Consider the following 15,832-nt stretch of genomic DNA (forward strand, 5'->3'; position numbering starts at 1 on the left):
ACCGGGTCAACAGCCGTCCCGCTCACGGGCGCCTGCAATCTCGCCCCCATGGGCCGCGGCTCAGAAGCGGGCGAGCAGCTTGATGACCAGTCGGAGGTCTCCCGCCTGGGTATAGGGGCCCTCGCTGAGGGCTGTCGACGGAAGCTTGATCCTTTTCCATCCCGGGCGTGCTATAGGCGCCCGCCATGCCTTTCCCCACAAGTCACCCGGCGCTTGACCGCGCGCTTTCCGAACGCGGCTATGCCGAGCCTACGCCTGTCCAGGCCCAGGTCCTTGAAGCCTCCTACGACCGCGACCTCCTGGTCTCGGCCCAGACCGGGTCGGGCAAGACGGTCGCCTTCGGGCTTGCCCTGGCGCCCACCCTGCTGGGCCTTTCCGAACGTTTCGGGGAGGCCGGGGCGCCCGCCGCCCTGGTCATCGCCCCCACGCGGGAGCTGGCGCTCCAGGTGAACGCCGAGCTGACCTGGCTCTACGCCGGGGCCAGCGCGACCATTCTGTCCTGCGTCGGGGGAATGGACCCCCGCGCCGAGCGCCGCGCCCTGCAGAGGGGCGGCCACATCGTCGTCGGCACTCCAGGTCGCCTTCGCGACCACCTGGAGCGCGGGGCGCTGGACCTCTCGGCCCTTCGGGCCGTGGTGCTCGACGAGGCCGACGAGATGCTGGACATGGGCTTCCAGGAGGACCTGACCGTCCTGCTCGAGGCCGCGCCCGCCGACCGGCGCACCCTCATGTTCTCGGCCACCCTGCCGAGGGAAATCGTCCGCCTGGCCTCGGCCTACCAGCGCGACGCCCTGCGCATCGACACTGTCGACCGGGACTCCCCGCACGGCGACATCGAATACCGCGCCGTCCGTGTCCTGCCGAACCAGGTCGACCTGGCGGTCGTGAACCTCCTTCGCTTCTACGAGGCCCCCGGGGCCCTGGTCTTCGCCAACACCCGCGAGCGGGTGAAGCACCTGACCGCCACCCTGCGCGAGCGCGGATTCTCGGTGGTCGGCCTGTCGGGCGAACTGACCCAGGACCTCCGTTCCGAGGCCCTCCAGGCCCTGCGCGGCGGGCATGCCCGGGTCTGCGTCGCCACCGATGTGGCCGCCCGCGGCCTCGACCTGCCCGACCTCGGCCTGGTCATCCACGCCGAGGTCCCCGCCAATGTCGAGGGGATGCTTCACAGGTCTGGCCGGACGGGGCGGGCGGGGCGCAAGGGCGTTTCGGTCCTGCTGGTGCCCCGGGCCCGGCGCCGCAAGGCCGAACTCCTCTTCCAGTCAGCCTCGATCCGCGCCGAATGGGTGGGTCCGCCCACCGCCGAGGAGATCCGCGAGAAGGACCGCCAGCGCATGCTGGAGGACCCCCTGCTGGTCTCGCCCCCCGATGAGGACTGCCTGGCCGAGGGCCGCCGCCTGCTGGAGCGCCTGTCGCCCGAGCAGGTCGCCGGCGCCCTCATGCGGCTCTACCGCGAGAAGCTGCCGCCGCCCGAGGACGTCCAGGACGACGCGCCCTCCCGCTGGAAGCCCGAAGCGGCCGGCGAGCCGCGCCCCCGGCGCGAGCCCGGCGACATGGACTGGTTCCGCATCGACATCGGCCGGATGGACCGGGCGGACCCCAAGTGGCTGATCCCCAAGATCTGCCGTGCGGGCGGGGTGACCAAGCGCGACATCGGCAACATCCGCATCCTGGACGGCGAGACCCGATTCGAGATCGCCCGGGAGGTCTCGCCCGCCTTCGCCGCCGCCATTGCCGCTCCGCTTCCGGACGGGACGCGGATCGCGCCGTCGGAGGCGCCGGGCGCCGACGTCCGCCCCCCCCGTCCGCCTCGACCCCGCCGGGAGTTCGAACCTGCAGGTGAGGGCGTCTCCGCCCCGCCGCGCCCCAGGCGGGCGCCCCGTCCCGATGCGGGGGAAGCCCCGGCGGCAAGCCCGCCCCAACCCTTCCAGAAGCCGCCGTTCGAGAAACCGCCTTTCGAGAAACCGCCCTTCAAGAAGAAGCCGTTCAAGAAGGCGCCCTTTCCGAAGGGTGACCGCCCCGCGGTCTCCCCGGGCGATCGTCCCTGGAAGGGAAAGCCCCGGCCGGCGGGCCCGGGCCCGGTCGCGCGGACGGGACCGAAGCGCAAGCCGAACGACGGCCCCACGCCCCGGGGCGCGCCATTTCGGGGCAAGCCGAAGCGCGAGTCCTGAGGGCCCTAGCGGCCCCGGTTCAGCCGGTCGATTTCCTGCTTCAGCATCCGGTCGCGCATGCCGTCGCCATTCAGGGAGAACCAGGTCGCCAGGCCGTGGGCGGCAAGGCCGATCCCCCAGCCCGCCAGCGGCCAGAATGACCAGAGCGGACCGCCCTGGAAGATGTTGAGCGCGAACAGGCCGGCGTTCACCGCCACATAGACCAGGGCGTGGCTGAAAAGGCCCATCCGTAGGGCCACGCGCCTCTGCGCCTTTCGGAGCAGGTCGGGGTCGATCGGGGCGGGGGTTTCCGTGGACATGGCGGCCTCTGTGGCGGATGTCAGCCGAGACTATCAGTATCTTCCCTAAGGGAAAGCCCAGCTTCCAGTCGGGCTTTCAGCTCGCCGCTCCCCGGCAGGTCCCGGCCATCCCAGGACACGGCCGGGCGGATGCCGCGCAGGGCGTTGGTCAGGACCAGGGCGTCGGCCCTCTGCGCCTCTGCCCGGGTCAGGCGCCGCTCCGCCATTTCTGGCAGGGCCTCCAGCAGGCGGGTCCGGGTGGTCCCGGCCAGGACGCCTTCGGAGAGGGGCGGCGTGACCATCTCGCCTTCGATCCGGAAGACGAGGTTGGCGGCGGCCGCGCAGGCCGGGCGTCCGCGCGTGTTGAACATTACGGCTTCGTCGGCGCCGGCCTGATGCGCCTGCCTGAGGGCCATGATGCTGTCGATGTAGGACAGGGTCTTGTGGCGCGAGGCGGGGGAGGCGGGATTGCGGCGCACCGAGGCCGTGGCGAGGCGGACGGGCGTCCCGGCCTCCGGCGCCGGGCTTGCGGTGACCAGAAGGCGGGCGGTGGCGGACGGGTCCCGCGCCAGCCCCCGGGCGGAACGCCCAGCTGTCAGGGTCAGGCGGATGGCGGCTCTTCCCCGGTCCAGGCGGTTCCGGGCGAGGGTTTCCCGGGCGACGGCTTCCAGCCGGTTGGCCTCGGTCGGCGGCGGCAGGCCGAGGGCGGCGGCGGATGCTGCCAGGCGCCTGAAGTGAAGCGCTGCGTGCGCCAGCCCGCCCTCCACCGCCAGGAGGGTCTCGAACAGGCCGTCGCCGAGGGTGAGCCCCCGGTCGTCCGCCGGCAGGACATCGCCGTCCTCGATCCATTCGCCATCCCGCCAGGCGATCATGTCGCCGCCCCGCAGATGGCCTGCAGGAGGCGCTGGGCCTTGGCCTCGGTTTCCAGGGTTTCCGCCTCGGGATCGGAGTCCGAGGTGATCCCGCAACCGACCCTGAAGGCGGCGGACCAGCCCTCCGTCATCTCCCGGCAGGTGGCGGTTCGGATCAGGACGCTGGCATCGAGTTCCCCGTCCCCGCCGGCCCAGAAGATCGAGCCATAGTCCGCCCCGCGTGGCGACCCTTCGATTTCTCGGATGGCGGTCATGGCCTGGCGCTTGGGGGCCCCAGTGATGGACCCGGCCGGAAAGCAGGCCTCCAGGAGGTCCAGGGCGGACCTGTCGTCCCGGAGGCGGCCTTCCACGTGGGAAACCAGGTGGTGGACGTTGGGCAAGGTCGAGAGCTCGAAGAGGCGGGGCGTGCGCACCGTGCCCGGCGCGCAGGCGGTCGACAGGTCGTTGCGCATGAGGTCGACGATCATCAGGTTCTCCGCCCGGTCCTTCTCGCTGGACAGCAGGGCCTCGGCGTTGCGGGCGTCCTTGAGCGGATCTTCACCCCGCGGCGAGGTGCCCTTGATGGGGCTTGCCAGCGCCATCCGCCCCGCATCCGTCCTCTGGACCCGGACCAGGCGTTCGGGGGAGTTGGAAACAATGGCGCAGCCGGGAAGTCGGACATAGGCGGCGAAGGCGGCGGGGCTGGAGCGCGCCAGCCGCCGGAACAGGTCGAAGGGATGATCCCCGGGCCCCAGCCGGCCCTCGAACCGGCGGGAGATGTTGGCCTGGTAGAACTCACCGCAGGCGATCCGCGCCCGTACGGCCTCGACCTTGCGCCCAAAGTTCGGGCGCGGCTCCACATCTGCCACCCGGCCATTCGGGCCTACGGGCGGTGGCGAGGGCGCCGCCAGGCCTGACAGCAGGGCCGCGCGGCGGTCTGGACAGGCGCCGGGAGCCGCCTGAAGCCAAGCGGTCCGGGTCTGGTGATCGAAGGCGAGGACGAGGTCGTAGAGCGCCACCGCTGATGGCGGCCCGGCCGTGGGACATCCTGGATCATAGCCCAGCAAGCCAGCCACCCCCGTCCGGAGCGGAGGCGCTTCCGGGGCTGAGGCCCCGGTCTCGAAGGTCTCCAGCTGCACTTGCGCCCAGTGCAGGGCCTCCTCGGCCGCCAAATGCAAGGACGCCCTGCGGGGATGGGCGAGGATGTAGCTCCATCGGCCTTGTGCGCCATCTCCCAGCAGCAGCAGGGAATAGGGCGTGTCCCGAAGGCTGGCGAAGGCCTCCAGCGGATGTCGCCAGGGCAGGGAGTGAGCCGAAGAGTCCATCAGCGCCTTAGAGCATCAGAGGTGGCGAAACCGCCCTGGGGCCAGTTCCCCGGGTCCGCCGAGACGTGGGTTTCCTTGAGGCCTGCCGAAGCTGCCTACACTCCCAACCCAGGCGGTCCCCATCAATTGGTGGCGATCATCCCTGACCGCCAGTGTCTGCGGCCGTTTGCCCCTTGCTCCCCCGATCCTCGTGTCCAGATGACCCGCCACAGAGCGACTAGGCGGTGGCGCCAAGCTCATCGAACCACTTTCGGATGAGGGGAACAGCGTGAAGCACCGACTGTCCATGGTCGAAGGGCCCCACAGCCACCGCCGTAGCGTTCCCTCCACGCCTGGCTGAGGTCTCAGCGAAGACAATCGATTCCTGCGGCGAGACATCCACGTCCCGGGTTCCGAAATAGGCCCGGAAGGGGGCCTTTGGCGTCCAGTTCCAGGCTTCGTTGGCGCGGGCTGCCTCAAGAAACCAGTGATTGCCGCCCTTCGCCTGCGCGTCCAGGAAGTCTGATCTGAACATTTCGCGCGGATCGCGTGGCAAGAGCTTCAGAACGTTCGCTCCTTGGGATCCGTCCAGGGCCTCCCTTACAAGTTTGGTGGCGGGAGCTGTCATGAGCGTTTCCAAGGGGTGTCCGTAGTAGGTCGCCCAGGACTGGGCCGCCAACCCCAGGTAAGTCGAGGAACCTTCGGATCGCCCCTTGAGTGCGAAGGGAATTGAGATCCCGGCAAGGTCATAGGCGCCCGCAATCGCCGCCGTCGCCCTGACCCGCATCGAAGGGTGCTCTGCAGATTCCAGCGCACGTTGGATAACGGCCGCGTCGTGCCCCCCCTGGGAGAAGCCGGCGATGAAGACCTCTCCAACGTCCGCTGGAAGCCGTCCGCCAAGACCACTTGCTACAATTTCAAGAAGGTCGAGCGTGACCGACAGTGTGCTCGGATTGTACAGGTAGGCCTGTGGCGAATGAGAGACCCCGAGCCCGATCAGGTCCGGCGCGATCAGGGCATAGCCACCGCCTGTGAAGGCCGCTGAAACGGCGACGCCCTCCTGAAGGCTCGGGCTTGAAATCGATGCTGAACGTGCGGGATTGGTTCCGTGCATCCAGAGAACAAGGCCGCGCGGAGGCTTCCCGTTGGGGACGCTGACGAGCGCCGAGACGAGCACCGGCGCTCCGTTTGTCTCCGACCAGTAGGTCAGGCGGTAGGGTGTGAAGCCAGACTGGACCGGAATTTCAGGCGAGACGCCTGCAAGCCCAAGAACGACGCGGCCGACCAAGGCGGGATACCAACCAAGCCGCTCAAGGGAGGCGATCGTTCCGGGGGGCTGGGGATGCGCTGCAAGTCGGGTGACGTCTGGTCGCACTGAACATCCGCCTCCGGCCGCCAATCCCATGGTTCCCAGGAGCGCGCCTACCACCGCGCGACGCCCGACGGTACCGCCAACGGTCCCTTGTGACCTTCCACTCACCGGCGATTCCCCTCCAGGCGCATTGAGAAACCCGAGTTGGAGGGATTCGCTTACGAAACCCGCCAAGCTTCGGGACCGTGTCCGGATTCCCAATGCAGAGAGATCCGTTTCGTACCTGGGATCCGATCGGGGAACTGGAAAGGCAGGGCCAAGGCAACGAAAGCCTGTTTATGAGACTAATTCGCATTTACGCCGCCTGGGGGTCCTGTTAGGAACGATTATCAGTTTCATTCGCGTCAGGCGTTCATGTCCCCCCGGGCTTCCCTCCTGCTTCTCGCCACGCTGCTCTCGGGCGGCGCCGCCCAGGCGGCGGAGGATGAGCTCGCCCAGGTCTCTCCCCTGATCATCACGGCGCAGGTGGGGGACGGCTATCTTCCTGGACGGCTCGATACCGCCCTTCGCGTCGCCGCCGACCTGAGGGACACGCCCCAGTCGATAGGCGTGGTGTCCGCCCAGCTGATCCGCGACCAGGCCATGCAGTCCATGGCCGATGTCCTGCGCTATGTCCCGGGCGCCACCATCGGCCAGGGAGAAGGACACCGGGACGCACCCAGCCTGCGCGGCAACGCCTCCACGGCCGACTTCTTCGTCGATGGCGTCCGCGACGATGTCCAGTACTACCGCGACCTCTACAACACCGAGCGGGTCGAGGTGCTGCTGGGGCCGAACGCCATGATCTTCGGGCGCGGCGGCGGCGGCGGGGTCATCAATCGCGTGACCCGGGTGGCGGATGGTCGTCGGCATGTGGGCCTGAGCCTCGAGGGCGGTGACTTCGAGCACCGCCGCATGGTCGGCGACCTTGGTGCGGCGATGAACGAGACGGTCTCGGCGCGGGTCAACCTGATGCACGAACGCTCGGGCAGCTATCGTGACTTCGTCAACCTGGAGCGCTGGGGGGTGAATCCCTCGGTGACCTACCAGGGCGCCAGCGGCTTCACCGCCACCCTGACTTTCGAGCGCTTCGTGGATGACAGGACCACTGACAGGGGCGCTCCGTCCTTCCAGGGTCGCCCTCTCGCCATCCCGGTCAACGCCTACTTTGGTGATCCCACACAGAGCTGGTCCCGCGTCGAGGCCGACTCCGCGCGCCTGGCCTTCGACCTGCCGCTCAATGCAGACCTGACCCTTCGCCACCGCACGGTCTGGGGGGCCTATGACAAGGGCTACGGCAACGTCTACGCCTCGGGCGCCGCGGTGGCCGACGCCCAGGGCCGCCCGGCGGTCTACCCCCTCCAGGCCTATCGGAGCTTCACGGAACGGACCAACGTCTTCAGCCAGTCCGACCTCGTCTGGACGCACGGGACGGACGGCGCGCGGCGCACGATCGTCGCCGGGCTTGAGGTCGGCCGGCAGGACACCCGCAACCTGCGCGAGACGGGTCGCTTCGGCGGCCCTGCAGGATCGACGACCCTGACCGGAGTCCTGGTCTCCGAGCCGACCCGCCGGAACCTCCCCGTCGCTTATGCCAATTCGGGATCGGACGCCCAAAACACCGGCGTGGCGGATGTCGCCGCCCTCTTCGCCCAGGCGCAGGCCGACCTGGGCCCGCGGGTCCAGCTGATCGCCGGCCTGCGCTACGATGTCTTCAGCCTGGACCTGCGCGACGAGCGGGCTTCGGTCACTGGCCGGCGGGACTTCTCGCGCACCGACCGGATCTGGTCGCCGCGGCTTGGCCTGGTGGTCCGGCCCGTTGAACCGCTTTCGATCTACGCCAGCTATTCGGTGTCCAGCCTCCCGGCGTCGGGCGACCAGTTCGCCAGCCTGTCGATTTCCACGGAAAGCCTGAAGCCGGAATCCTTCCGCAACCTCGAGGCCGGCTTCAAGGTCGATCTGACCCCCCGCCTGATGGCCACCGGCGCAGTCTACCAACTCGATCGCGAGAACACCCAGGCCCCGGATCCCCTGGTCCCGGGGCGCGTCGTCCAGACGGGCGCCCAGCGCAGCACGGGTCTTGAGCTCGGGCTTGGCGGCAAGGTCACGGACCGCTGGGAAACCGTGGCCACGATGGCGGTCCAGTCCGCCCGCATCACCCGCCAGACCGCCGCCGCGCCGGTGGGGCGCCACGCCGCCCTGACCCCCGAGTTCACCGCCTCGCTCTGGAACAAGGTGGAGGTGACGCCCCGCCTCTCCCTGGGTCTCGGCGTCATCCATCAGGGCGACATGTTCGCCTCGATCTCCAACACGGTGACCCTGCCGGGCTTCACGCGGGTCGACGGCGCGGTCTTCCTGCGGGTGGGCGAGGACTACCGCCTCCAGCTCAATGTCGAGAACCTGGGCGACATCACCTGGTCGCCGACCAGCCATGGCGACAACAACATCCAGCCCGGCGCCCCGCGCACTGTGCGGATCTCCATTTCCCGGGGCTTTTGAGGGTCAGTAGCCTGGGGGCGGACGGAACCCGCCGTTCAGGGTCTCGATGAGGCCGGCCGCCGCCAGGGTCGTCATGTCGCCCCAGAGAGGCCCGATCACCTGCAGTCCGATGGGCAGTCCCTCGTCCGACAGGGCGACGGGAACCGCCGTCGCCGGCAGCCCCGGAAGAGTCGCCAGGCCCGCCCAGACGAGGTGACGCAGGTAGGCGACCTCGACCCCATCCACGTTGAGCTTCCGGCCCCCCATGGCTCCCTCGGTCAGGTGCGGGAAGGCAGGGGTAGGGGCGATGGGCGCCAGCAGGACATCGTGGTCCTGGAAGAAGCGCGAATAGTCCGCGCGGAGCCTGTGGCGACGCTCGTCCGCAGCCTTCCAGTCCTGGTGGCTGGCGGCGTAGTCCGGGGACATGGCTGCGCTCAGCAACTCGCGGTAGAGGCCGTTCTGCTCGCCCAGGTCGGGACCTGGAAGGCCGGGCTCGGAGACGATAGCCCCCGCCGCGGCCAGCCGGGCGCCGACCGTGCGCACCGCGGCCTTGCACGCCGCCGAGGTCGGGGCGGCGGGGTTCTCCACATGGATGGCGACCCTCAGGCCCCGGGCGGAGTGGGCGCGCGGGGAGGCGGGCGGAAGGCGGGCGCCTGGGATGCCGCCGGTGGTCAGGGCGGTCAGGACGTCTAGCCCCAGGCGGATATCGGCCACGGACCGGCCCATGGGTCCGGCGACCACCAAATCCATCAGGGCGTGGGCCCAGACCGGCGGGCGCGGCCCCTCGCCAAAGCGGTCCACGGCGTTCCAGGTGGGCTTATGCCCGAACACGCCGTTGTAGTGGCAGGGGACGCGGATCGATCCGCCGATGTCGCTGCCGAGCTCGAGGAGGGTCATGCCGGACGCCAGGGCGGCCCCCGAGCCCCCCGACGACCCGCCCGCAGTCCGCTCGGGGTTCCAGGGATTGCGGCACAGGCCATGGATGTCGTTGTAGCTCTGGATGTCGCCCCCGAACTCCGGGAGGTTGGTCTTTCCAAAGACGATGGCGCCAGCCGAGCGAAGCGCCGCCACGGCGGGGGCGTCCGCCTCGGGCGTGTAGCCCGCAAGGGGCGCGTGGCCGGAGGTGGTGACCAGCCCCCGGGTCGCGAAGATGTCCTTGATGGTCATCGGCAGGCCGTGCAGCGGCCCGGTCAGCCGGCCCTGACGGCGGGTCTCGTCGGCGGTCCGGGCGTCCGCCATGGCCCGGTCGACATCCAGGGCCACCACGGCGTTCAGCACCGGATTGAACCTCTCGACCCGCTCCAGCTGGGCGGTCAGCAGTCCCACGCTCGTGACGTCGCCACGGGCTAAGGCGGCGAGGGCGTCCGTCGCCGTCGCGGTCGAGAGGTCGATCATGCCGTCACTCCATCAGGGATTGCAGTTCGGAGATCCGCTCCATCGTCAGGCGCGTATCGCAGCGCAGCCGGGCGGCCTCCTTGGGCATGGCCTCGGTGGAGACCCCGGACGCCTCGATGTTGCAGTCGGCCGTCTTCTTGCGGACCCAGGCCCTCTGCAGTTCCAGGAGCTGGCTGCGCGCCGCCTCGGGGAGGTTCTTCCAAAGGGTGTTGATCTGCTGGTTGGCGAGCTTGTTCTCGGCCGTCGCAAGATCCAGGTCCGCCTTCTGTGCGGCCTCGGTCTGCTTGGCGGTCTCGGCCTCGGCGGCGGCCATCTCGGCCGCCTGGGCCTGGCTCGCGCCCTCGATCTCGCGGCGGGCCAGATGGGCTCCGACGACCTCGCCGAGGGCGGTGAACATGGGTGCAGCGCCTTCGACCTCGCCGTAGATCTTGTCCCGCTTGTCGGTCGGCTGGACGCTGAACTCGAGGTCAAAGGTCACGGAATCCGCCGACCGCTTGAGGCCGGCCTGCTCAAGCAGGTTGTCGACGGTGGACATGTCCAGCAGCTTCCGGGTCTGGTCGGCGTCCTGGATCATCGACAGGGGGACAACCACCCGCGCCGTCCCGGCGCAGAACCGCTTGGTGCTGTCCGGATCCTTCTTTGTCGTCCGGATGTCCTCGATCAGAACCTTGAGCTCGGCGACCGTGGCCCGGATCTTCGAGGCCGAGGCCAGCTTGGTCCCGTCCTCGGCGGCAAGCCCGGCCTCGGCCGCCTTTTCCACCTGTTCCCGGACGATGGAGGTGATGACGTCCCGCGAAGCCTGGCTCGCACAGTCCGTGGCGGCGGCGCCGCAGCCCGAAAGCAGGGCCCCGATCGCGAGTACGGGAAGGATTGTTGCGGACTTCATGTGATTGTTCTCCCAGCCATTTTTCCCGGGAAGACCCTAGGCTCCAGTCGTTAACCGGAGGGAAAAGCCCACTCAGCCGCCCTTTGGGGCCCTCAGGCGTTCTGCCGCCGCAACCAGTACCGTCAGGGCTTCATCCCGGGGAAGACCCTGTTCCCTTCGAAGGCGGGACCAGGCCTCGTAGCTGAGAACAAGGTCCAGGGCCTCCCGTCGCGCCGGGTCGGAACAGGCGTCTGGCAGCGCCCTGATGAGCATGTCGCGGAGCTGTGCGACCATCCTCGCGTGCTCCCTCTCCAGGAAGGCGGAGCGGTGACGGTGGGCTCCCGAGGCGTGCTTGAACGGAAAGATCCGTTCGAAGAACTCCGCCCGTTGTCGCGCGATCTCCACGAGCCGGCCGCCCTCGTCCGAAGCGGTCATGGGCCGGCCGATCAGGTCGGACATCTCGCCTTCAATGGTGCGCGCCATTTCTGCGTAGAGGCTGTCCATGTCCCGGAAGTGCCGGAACACGGTCCGCAGCCCCACCTCAGCCCGGGCGGCGACTCGCTCGGCGCCAGGCGTCACCTCGCCTTCGCGCACGAGGTCGAGCATGGCCGAGACGATGCGGTCGCGGCTGTCCTGGCCACGCCGTCTCCGGCCATCCGTCTCCTGTGACTCGCGGGTCATCCCGCCAAAAGAGCCTCGCAGCCGGTTCCGTCAAGGGTTGCGTCCACCAGGGCCCGGTCAGCCGCCGGCAGGGCGGCGTGGGCGTCCCGGAGCGCCTTCAGGCACTTGGCCTGGTAGGGGAAGGGCTGCTGGGTCCAGGCCTGGCCATCGACCTCTGCGCGGACCTCGGCGTCGCCGCCGACCACCGCCCGGGCGTTGGCCAGCATCACGGGCGCATAGACCCTCCCAACCTCACCCAGCAGGGCCTTCAGCGTGGGCGGGGGGCTGGCCAGGTCGATCCAGTCCCCCTCCGACGGCTCGACGCCCGACTGGTCCTCCATCATGCCCGTCCAGGCCGTGACCCGGGGCGCGACGGAAAGGGTCAGGGCCGTGGGAGTCGGGTCGAACTCCGCCAGCTGCGTCAGCTGGCCATAGGTGGCGAAGTCGCTGGCGCCCGGCCGGCGCCCCATCAGGTAGGGCAGGACCCGCAGGTGGTCCTCGAAGGCTTCCAGGAAGCGCCTGTAGCTGGCCTCGATGATCGGGCCGGTAACGGGGTTGGAGCCAACATAACGAAGCCGGCCGATCTGCCGGTCAGCAAAGCCCTGTCCGCGCTCCGCCAGCACCTCGTCCGGGACCGCCATGCCCCGCCAGCAGGGCAGGATGGCAGAGGCCTTGTCGATGTCGGCCTGGTAGGCCCAGCGGTAGTGGAACATGGCCTTGGTCAGCCACTCGTCGGCATAGTCCTCGAGCAGGGCGTCCAGGAAGGCCAGGGCCGGGTTGCCCGGGATCAGGCTGCGTCCGGCGTACTCGCCCTCGAACCGGCGGATCAGGGGCGTGGAGTCGGTCACCGCCTCCAGTGCGCCGTCCGTTCCCGGCAGGTAGAAGGTCGGCAGCAGCGGCACCTTGGCCTGCGGCAGGCCGGCGATGGCGGTGTTGGAGACGATCAGGAACCGATAGGGAATACGCCGGTACCGCAGCACCGCCAGCATCTTGCGGGTGTAGGGCGATCCGGGGGCGCCGGAGAGGGCTACGGGTTCGGTCATGGGGGGGCTCCAGGTCAGGGAAGGCGGCGGCTCACGCGGATGTCCTCGGACCCCGCGGGAAGGGAGATCATGTCGCCGTCACGCCCCACGCGGATGGGTCCGGAAAAGGCCTTCCGGCTGTCACCCAGGAAGGGGCCTTCCAGCGCCCGGACGGGCAGGGGCGGCACGATGTGGGTCAGGAGCAGGTACCGGACCTTGGCTCGCGAGGCGAGGGTGGCGATGGCTTCCGGATCGGCATGATAGTCGGTGATGTCGGCGAAGATCTTCACCAGGTTGGCGCGGCCGGTGCGCTCCGCGGCCGCTTTCTGGAGCCCGACCATGCGCAGGGAAAGGGCTTCGTGGACCAGCAGGTCCGCGCCCCGCGCGGCGTTCTCGACGCGGGGGGAGATGTCCGTGTCGCCGCTGATCACGGCCTTTCGGCCCTTGTACTCCACTATGTAGCCGACAGCCGGCGAAACCGGCTTGTGATCAACGGAGAAGGCGCGGATCTTCAGGTCGGGCTCGTCCACCAGGGTGACCGGGGTCCCGTCCGGCGCCGGTGCAAAGGTCAGGGCCTGTCCGCCAAAACCCGAGGGTGGGACGACCGCCTCGCCGTGATGGGCGATCCGGTAGCCGCGGTCCGGTCCGTAGGCGGTCATGAGCCCGGAGACCACGGTCTCCACCCCGGTCGGCCCCTGGACCGGCAGTGGCGTACGGGCGGCGCCTCCCGCCCAGTGCTGGAGAAGCAACTCGCCCAGCCCGTCGATATGGTCCGAGTGGAAATGGGTCAGGAAGGCCCTCTCCACCTGGGCCGGAGGCAGGCCCATCAGGGTCAGGTTGCGGACGGAGCCGGCGCCTGCGTCGAAGACAAAGAGGCGCTGGCCGGCGATCACGGCGGTGCAGGGCCCGGCCCGGTTGGGATCCGGCATGGGCGATCCGGAGCCGCAGAGGACCACGTGCAGTCCATCCGGCAGTCCGCTCCCCGGCGTGGCCGCGAGGTTGCGGTCCATGACCCTCGCCATGGCCTTCAGGGCGATATCGCCGCGGAAAACCCAGGCGCCGCCAGCGACCAGGACCAGCAGGGCCGCCAGGCCCAGGGCGATGCGCTTGAACATTGTCCGCCTCCCTTGCGCCTCCCGGGGCGCTTGACCGGCCAGACTGATAATGGCACGGCTATTGCCATTAGTTTCCCGCCCCGGCGGGCCTGTCAACCTCAACCGGGCCGTTCGCCCGCGGGAGATGCCGAATGAAGGTCCTGAGAACCCCTGACACGCGTTTCGAGGGCCTGGCCGACTGGCCCTTCGCCCCCTGCTACGCCGAGATCAAGGGACCCGATGGCGAACCCCTCCGGATCGCCTACGTGGATGAGGGGCCGCGCGACGGCGCACCGGTCCTGCTCATGCACGGCGAACCGTCCTGGTCCTACCTCTACCGCCACATCATCCCAAGGTTGGTGGCCAAGGGTCACAGGGTCCTTGCGCCGGACCTCATCGGCTTCGGCCGGTCCGATAAGCCCGCCGTCCGCACCGATTACACCTACGAGCGCCACGTCGACTGGATGAGCCAGTGGTTCGTGGGTCTCGACATGAAGGGCGTGGTCCTTTTCTGCCAGGACTGGGGCGGCCTGATCGGCCTGCGGCTGGTCGCCGCCTTCCCTGAGCGCTTCGCCGGCGTGATCGTCGGGAACACCGGCCTGCCCGTCGGCGGCGGCTCCGGCCCCGGCTTCGACGCCTGGCTAACCATGTCCCAGACCATCCCGGTCATGCCGATCGGCGGCATCGTGAACATGGGGACGACCCGCGAACTCAAGCCTGAAGAGGTCGCGGCCTACGATGCGCCCTTCCCGGATGAGAGCTTCAAGGAGGGCGCCCGCCAGTTCCCCACCCTGGTGCCCATCACGGCGGAGCACGGCTCGGTGGCTGAGAACCTGGCGGCCTGGAAGGTGCTGGAAGCCTTCGACAAGCCCTTCCTGACCGCCTTCAGCGACAATGATCCCGTCACAAAGGGCGGGGAGGCGGCCTTCAAGGCCCGCGTCCCCGGAGCCCAGGGCGAGGCGCATACGATCCTTCCCGGCGGACACTTCCTGCAGGAAGACTGCCCCGCCGCCATCGCCGACCTGCTGGACGATATGGTCCGGCGCACCCGCTGATCGAAACCGGAGAGTTCCCCATGAAGGTCGTCAACGCCGTCTATCCGCCCCCCGAACAGGCCATGGCCTTCTTCTCCGCCGAGGAGGACGGGCCCTTCGTCATGGTCAACCTGCTGAAATTCAAGCCGAAGGCTGAGTACGAGGACGGCTCCAACCCCCACCTCACCGGGGCCGAGGCCTACGCCCTCTACGGCGAGGGCGTGCGCCAACTGGTCGAGGCCCTGGGCGGGCGCATCCGTTATTCCGGCCAGGTCACAAGCCTGATGATCGGCGAGGTCGAGGACCTTTGGGACGCCGTGGCCCTGGCCGAATATCCCTCTCTGGCGGCCTTCCGCGCCATGGCCATGTCTGAGGACATGGGCAAGATCGACCACCACCGGAAGGCCGGCCTGGCGGGACAGCTGAATATCCGCACCAAGGCCGGCGCCGGCTTCGAGTGATCAGAACTCGGGGTCGACCCAGTCGGGGAAGACATCCGGGAGGCTGGAGACGCGGTCGGTGAAGTTGGCCGGCCGCTTTTCGAAGAAGCTCTTCACGCCCTCCACCGCATCTTCGGAACCGCCGCGGGCCATCAGGGCGCGGCTCTCGGCCCTGTGCGCCTCCATGGGGTGGCTCGCGCCGAGCATGCGCCAGCAGAGCTGCCGGGTGAGGGCGCTCGAGACGGGGGCGGTGTTGTCCGCGTACTCGTGGGCCAGGGCGCGGGCGGCGTCCATCAGCGACTCCGGCGGGTGCAGGGCGCTCACCAGGCCCTTCTCAAGGGCCTCCGAGGCCGGGAAGACCCGCCCCGAGTAGATCCAGTCCAGGGTCGCCGGCATGCCCACCAGGCGCGGCAGGAAGAAGGACGAGGCGCCTTCCATGATAATGCCGCGACGGTTGAAGACCAGACCGAAGCGGGCCTCGGTGGAGGCGATCCGCACGTCCATGGGCAGGATCATGGTGACACCCACGCCCACCGCCGCACCATTGATGGCGCCGATCACCGGCTTCAGGCTGTCGAAGATCCGCAGGGTGACAAGGCCCGCCGTGTCGCGTCGGACCGGCGTGTCCTTGTCCGGCTTGGCGGCGCCGAAGGTCTGGCTGCCCCCGGACAGGTCGGCGCCCGCGCAGAATGCCCTGCCGGACCCGGTGACGATCACGGCCCGGACATCGTCGTCCCGGTCGGTCAGGTCGAAGGCGGCGCGCAGGTCGTTGCACATCTGCAGGGTCCAGGCGTTCATGCGCTCGGGCCGGTGCAGGGTGATGGTCGCGATGTGGTCCTCGACCGAATAGAGGATCGTCTCGAAGGTGGGCGTGGGGCTGGACATGGAA

The 15,832-nt window shown here is 69.3% G+C and carries 14 protein-coding genes; 4 read left to right on the forward strand and 10 right to left on the reverse strand.

Going from position 1 to position 15,832, the window contains the following annotated elements:
- The first annotated feature begins 185 nt into the window (after window positions 1-185).
- Window positions 186-2,171: a DEAD/DEAH box helicase gene (locus tag HYN04_RS04935; protein ID WP_110449731.1), complete on the forward strand. Its 1,986-nt coding sequence runs from the start codon at window positions 186-188 to the stop codon at window positions 2,169-2,171.
- Between the two features lie 5 nt (window positions 2,172-2,176).
- On the opposite strand, the gene HYN04_RS04940 is transcribed toward HYN04_RS04935, so the two are convergent.
- The 4 genes from HYN04_RS04940 to HYN04_RS13420 all read right to left on the reverse strand — a co-directional run bounded on the left by HYN04_RS04940 (window position 2,177) and on the right by HYN04_RS13420 (window position 5,892).
- Window positions 2,177-2,470 carry a 2TM domain-containing protein gene (locus HYN04_RS04940; protein ID WP_110449732.1) on the reverse strand — a complete coding sequence of 98 codons (294 nt, stop codon included), beginning with the start codon at window positions 2,468-2,470 and terminating at the stop codon, window positions 2,177-2,179.
- A gap of 20 nt (window positions 2,471-2,490) precedes the next feature.
- Window positions 2,491-3,321 carry an aminotransferase class IV gene (locus HYN04_RS04945; RefSeq protein WP_110449733.1) on the reverse strand — a complete coding sequence of 277 codons (831 nt, stop codon included), beginning with the start codon at window positions 3,319-3,321 and terminating at the stop codon, window positions 2,491-2,493.
- The gene (locus HYN04_RS04950) at window positions 3,318-4,625 is read right to left on the reverse strand and encodes an anthranilate synthase component I family protein (RefSeq protein ID WP_110449734.1); all 1,308 of its coding nucleotides are present in this window, start codon (window positions 4,623-4,625) and stop codon (window positions 3,318-3,320) included. The genes HYN04_RS04945 and HYN04_RS04950 overlap by 4 nt, the downstream gene beginning before the upstream one ends.
- A 217-nt stretch (window positions 4,626-4,842) precedes the next feature.
- Window positions 4,843-5,892, reverse strand: a complete 1,050-nt coding sequence (locus HYN04_RS13420; RefSeq protein WP_162599549.1) for an alpha/beta hydrolase family protein — start codon at window positions 5,890-5,892, stop codon at window positions 4,843-4,845.
- 438 nt (window positions 5,893-6,330) lie between these two features.
- Here HYN04_RS13420 and HYN04_RS04960 point away from each other — a divergent pair, with 438 nt between their 5' ends.
- Window positions 6,331-8,454 carry a TonB-dependent receptor gene (locus HYN04_RS04960; RefSeq protein WP_110449736.1) on the forward strand — a complete coding sequence of 708 codons (2,124 nt, stop codon included), beginning with the start codon at window positions 6,331-6,333 and terminating at the stop codon, window positions 8,452-8,454.
- A 3-nt stretch (window positions 8,455-8,457) separates the two neighbouring features.
- On the opposite strand, the gene HYN04_RS04965 is transcribed toward HYN04_RS04960, so the two are convergent.
- The 5 genes from HYN04_RS04965 to HYN04_RS04985 form a co-directional block, all read right to left on the reverse strand.
- Window positions 8,458-9,828, reverse strand: coding sequence for an amidase family protein (locus HYN04_RS04965; RefSeq protein WP_110449737.1), 1,371 nt, complete (start codon window positions 9,826-9,828; stop codon window positions 8,458-8,460).
- A gap of 4 nt (window positions 9,829-9,832) precedes the next feature.
- Window positions 9,833-10,714 carry a lysozyme inhibitor LprI family protein gene (locus HYN04_RS04970; RefSeq protein WP_110449738.1) on the reverse strand — a complete coding sequence of 294 codons (882 nt, stop codon included), beginning with the start codon at window positions 10,712-10,714 and terminating at the stop codon, window positions 9,833-9,835.
- 72 nt (window positions 10,715-10,786) lie between these two features.
- Window positions 10,787-11,374, reverse strand: a complete 588-nt coding sequence (locus HYN04_RS04975) for a TetR/AcrR family transcriptional regulator (RefSeq protein ID WP_110449739.1) — start codon at window positions 11,372-11,374, stop codon at window positions 10,787-10,789.
- A complete protein-coding gene (locus HYN04_RS04980) occupies window positions 11,371-12,396 on the reverse strand; it encodes a glutathione S-transferase N-terminal domain-containing protein (protein ID WP_110449740.1) in 1,026 nt (341 codons plus the stop codon). Before HYN04_RS04980 ends, HYN04_RS04975 begins: the two co-directional genes overlap by 4 nt.
- A 14-nt stretch (window positions 12,397-12,410) precedes the next feature.
- On the reverse strand, window positions 12,411-13,490 hold the full coding sequence (locus HYN04_RS04985) for an MBL fold metallo-hydrolase (RefSeq protein ID WP_110449741.1): 1,080 nt from the start codon (window positions 13,488-13,490) through the stop codon (window positions 12,411-12,413).
- 131 nt (window positions 13,491-13,621) lie between these two features.
- Between HYN04_RS04985 and HYN04_RS04990 the strand changes: the two genes are divergently transcribed.
- Both HYN04_RS04990 and HYN04_RS04995 read left to right on the forward strand, forming a co-directional pair.
- On the forward strand, window positions 13,622-14,524 hold the full coding sequence (locus tag HYN04_RS04990; protein WP_110449742.1) for a haloalkane dehalogenase: 903 nt from the start codon (window positions 13,622-13,624) through the stop codon (window positions 14,522-14,524).
- Between the two features lie 20 nt (window positions 14,525-14,544).
- Window positions 14,545-14,964, forward strand: coding sequence for a DUF1330 domain-containing protein (locus tag HYN04_RS04995; RefSeq protein ID WP_110449743.1), 420 nt, complete (start codon window positions 14,545-14,547; stop codon window positions 14,962-14,964).
- On the opposite strand, the gene HYN04_RS05000 is transcribed toward HYN04_RS04995, so the two are convergent.
- Window positions 14,965-15,828 carry a crotonase/enoyl-CoA hydratase family protein gene (locus tag HYN04_RS05000; RefSeq protein ID WP_110449744.1) on the reverse strand — a complete coding sequence of 288 codons (864 nt, stop codon included), beginning with the start codon at window positions 15,826-15,828 and terminating at the stop codon, window positions 14,965-14,967. It abuts the gene before it with no gap.
- Between the last annotated feature and the right edge of the window lie 4 nt (window positions 15,829-15,832).

Source organism: Phenylobacterium parvum, from assembly GCF_003150835.1.
In the GTDB taxonomy this organism is placed as follows: domain Bacteria; phylum Pseudomonadota; class Alphaproteobacteria; order Caulobacterales; family Caulobacteraceae; genus Phenylobacterium; species Phenylobacterium parvum.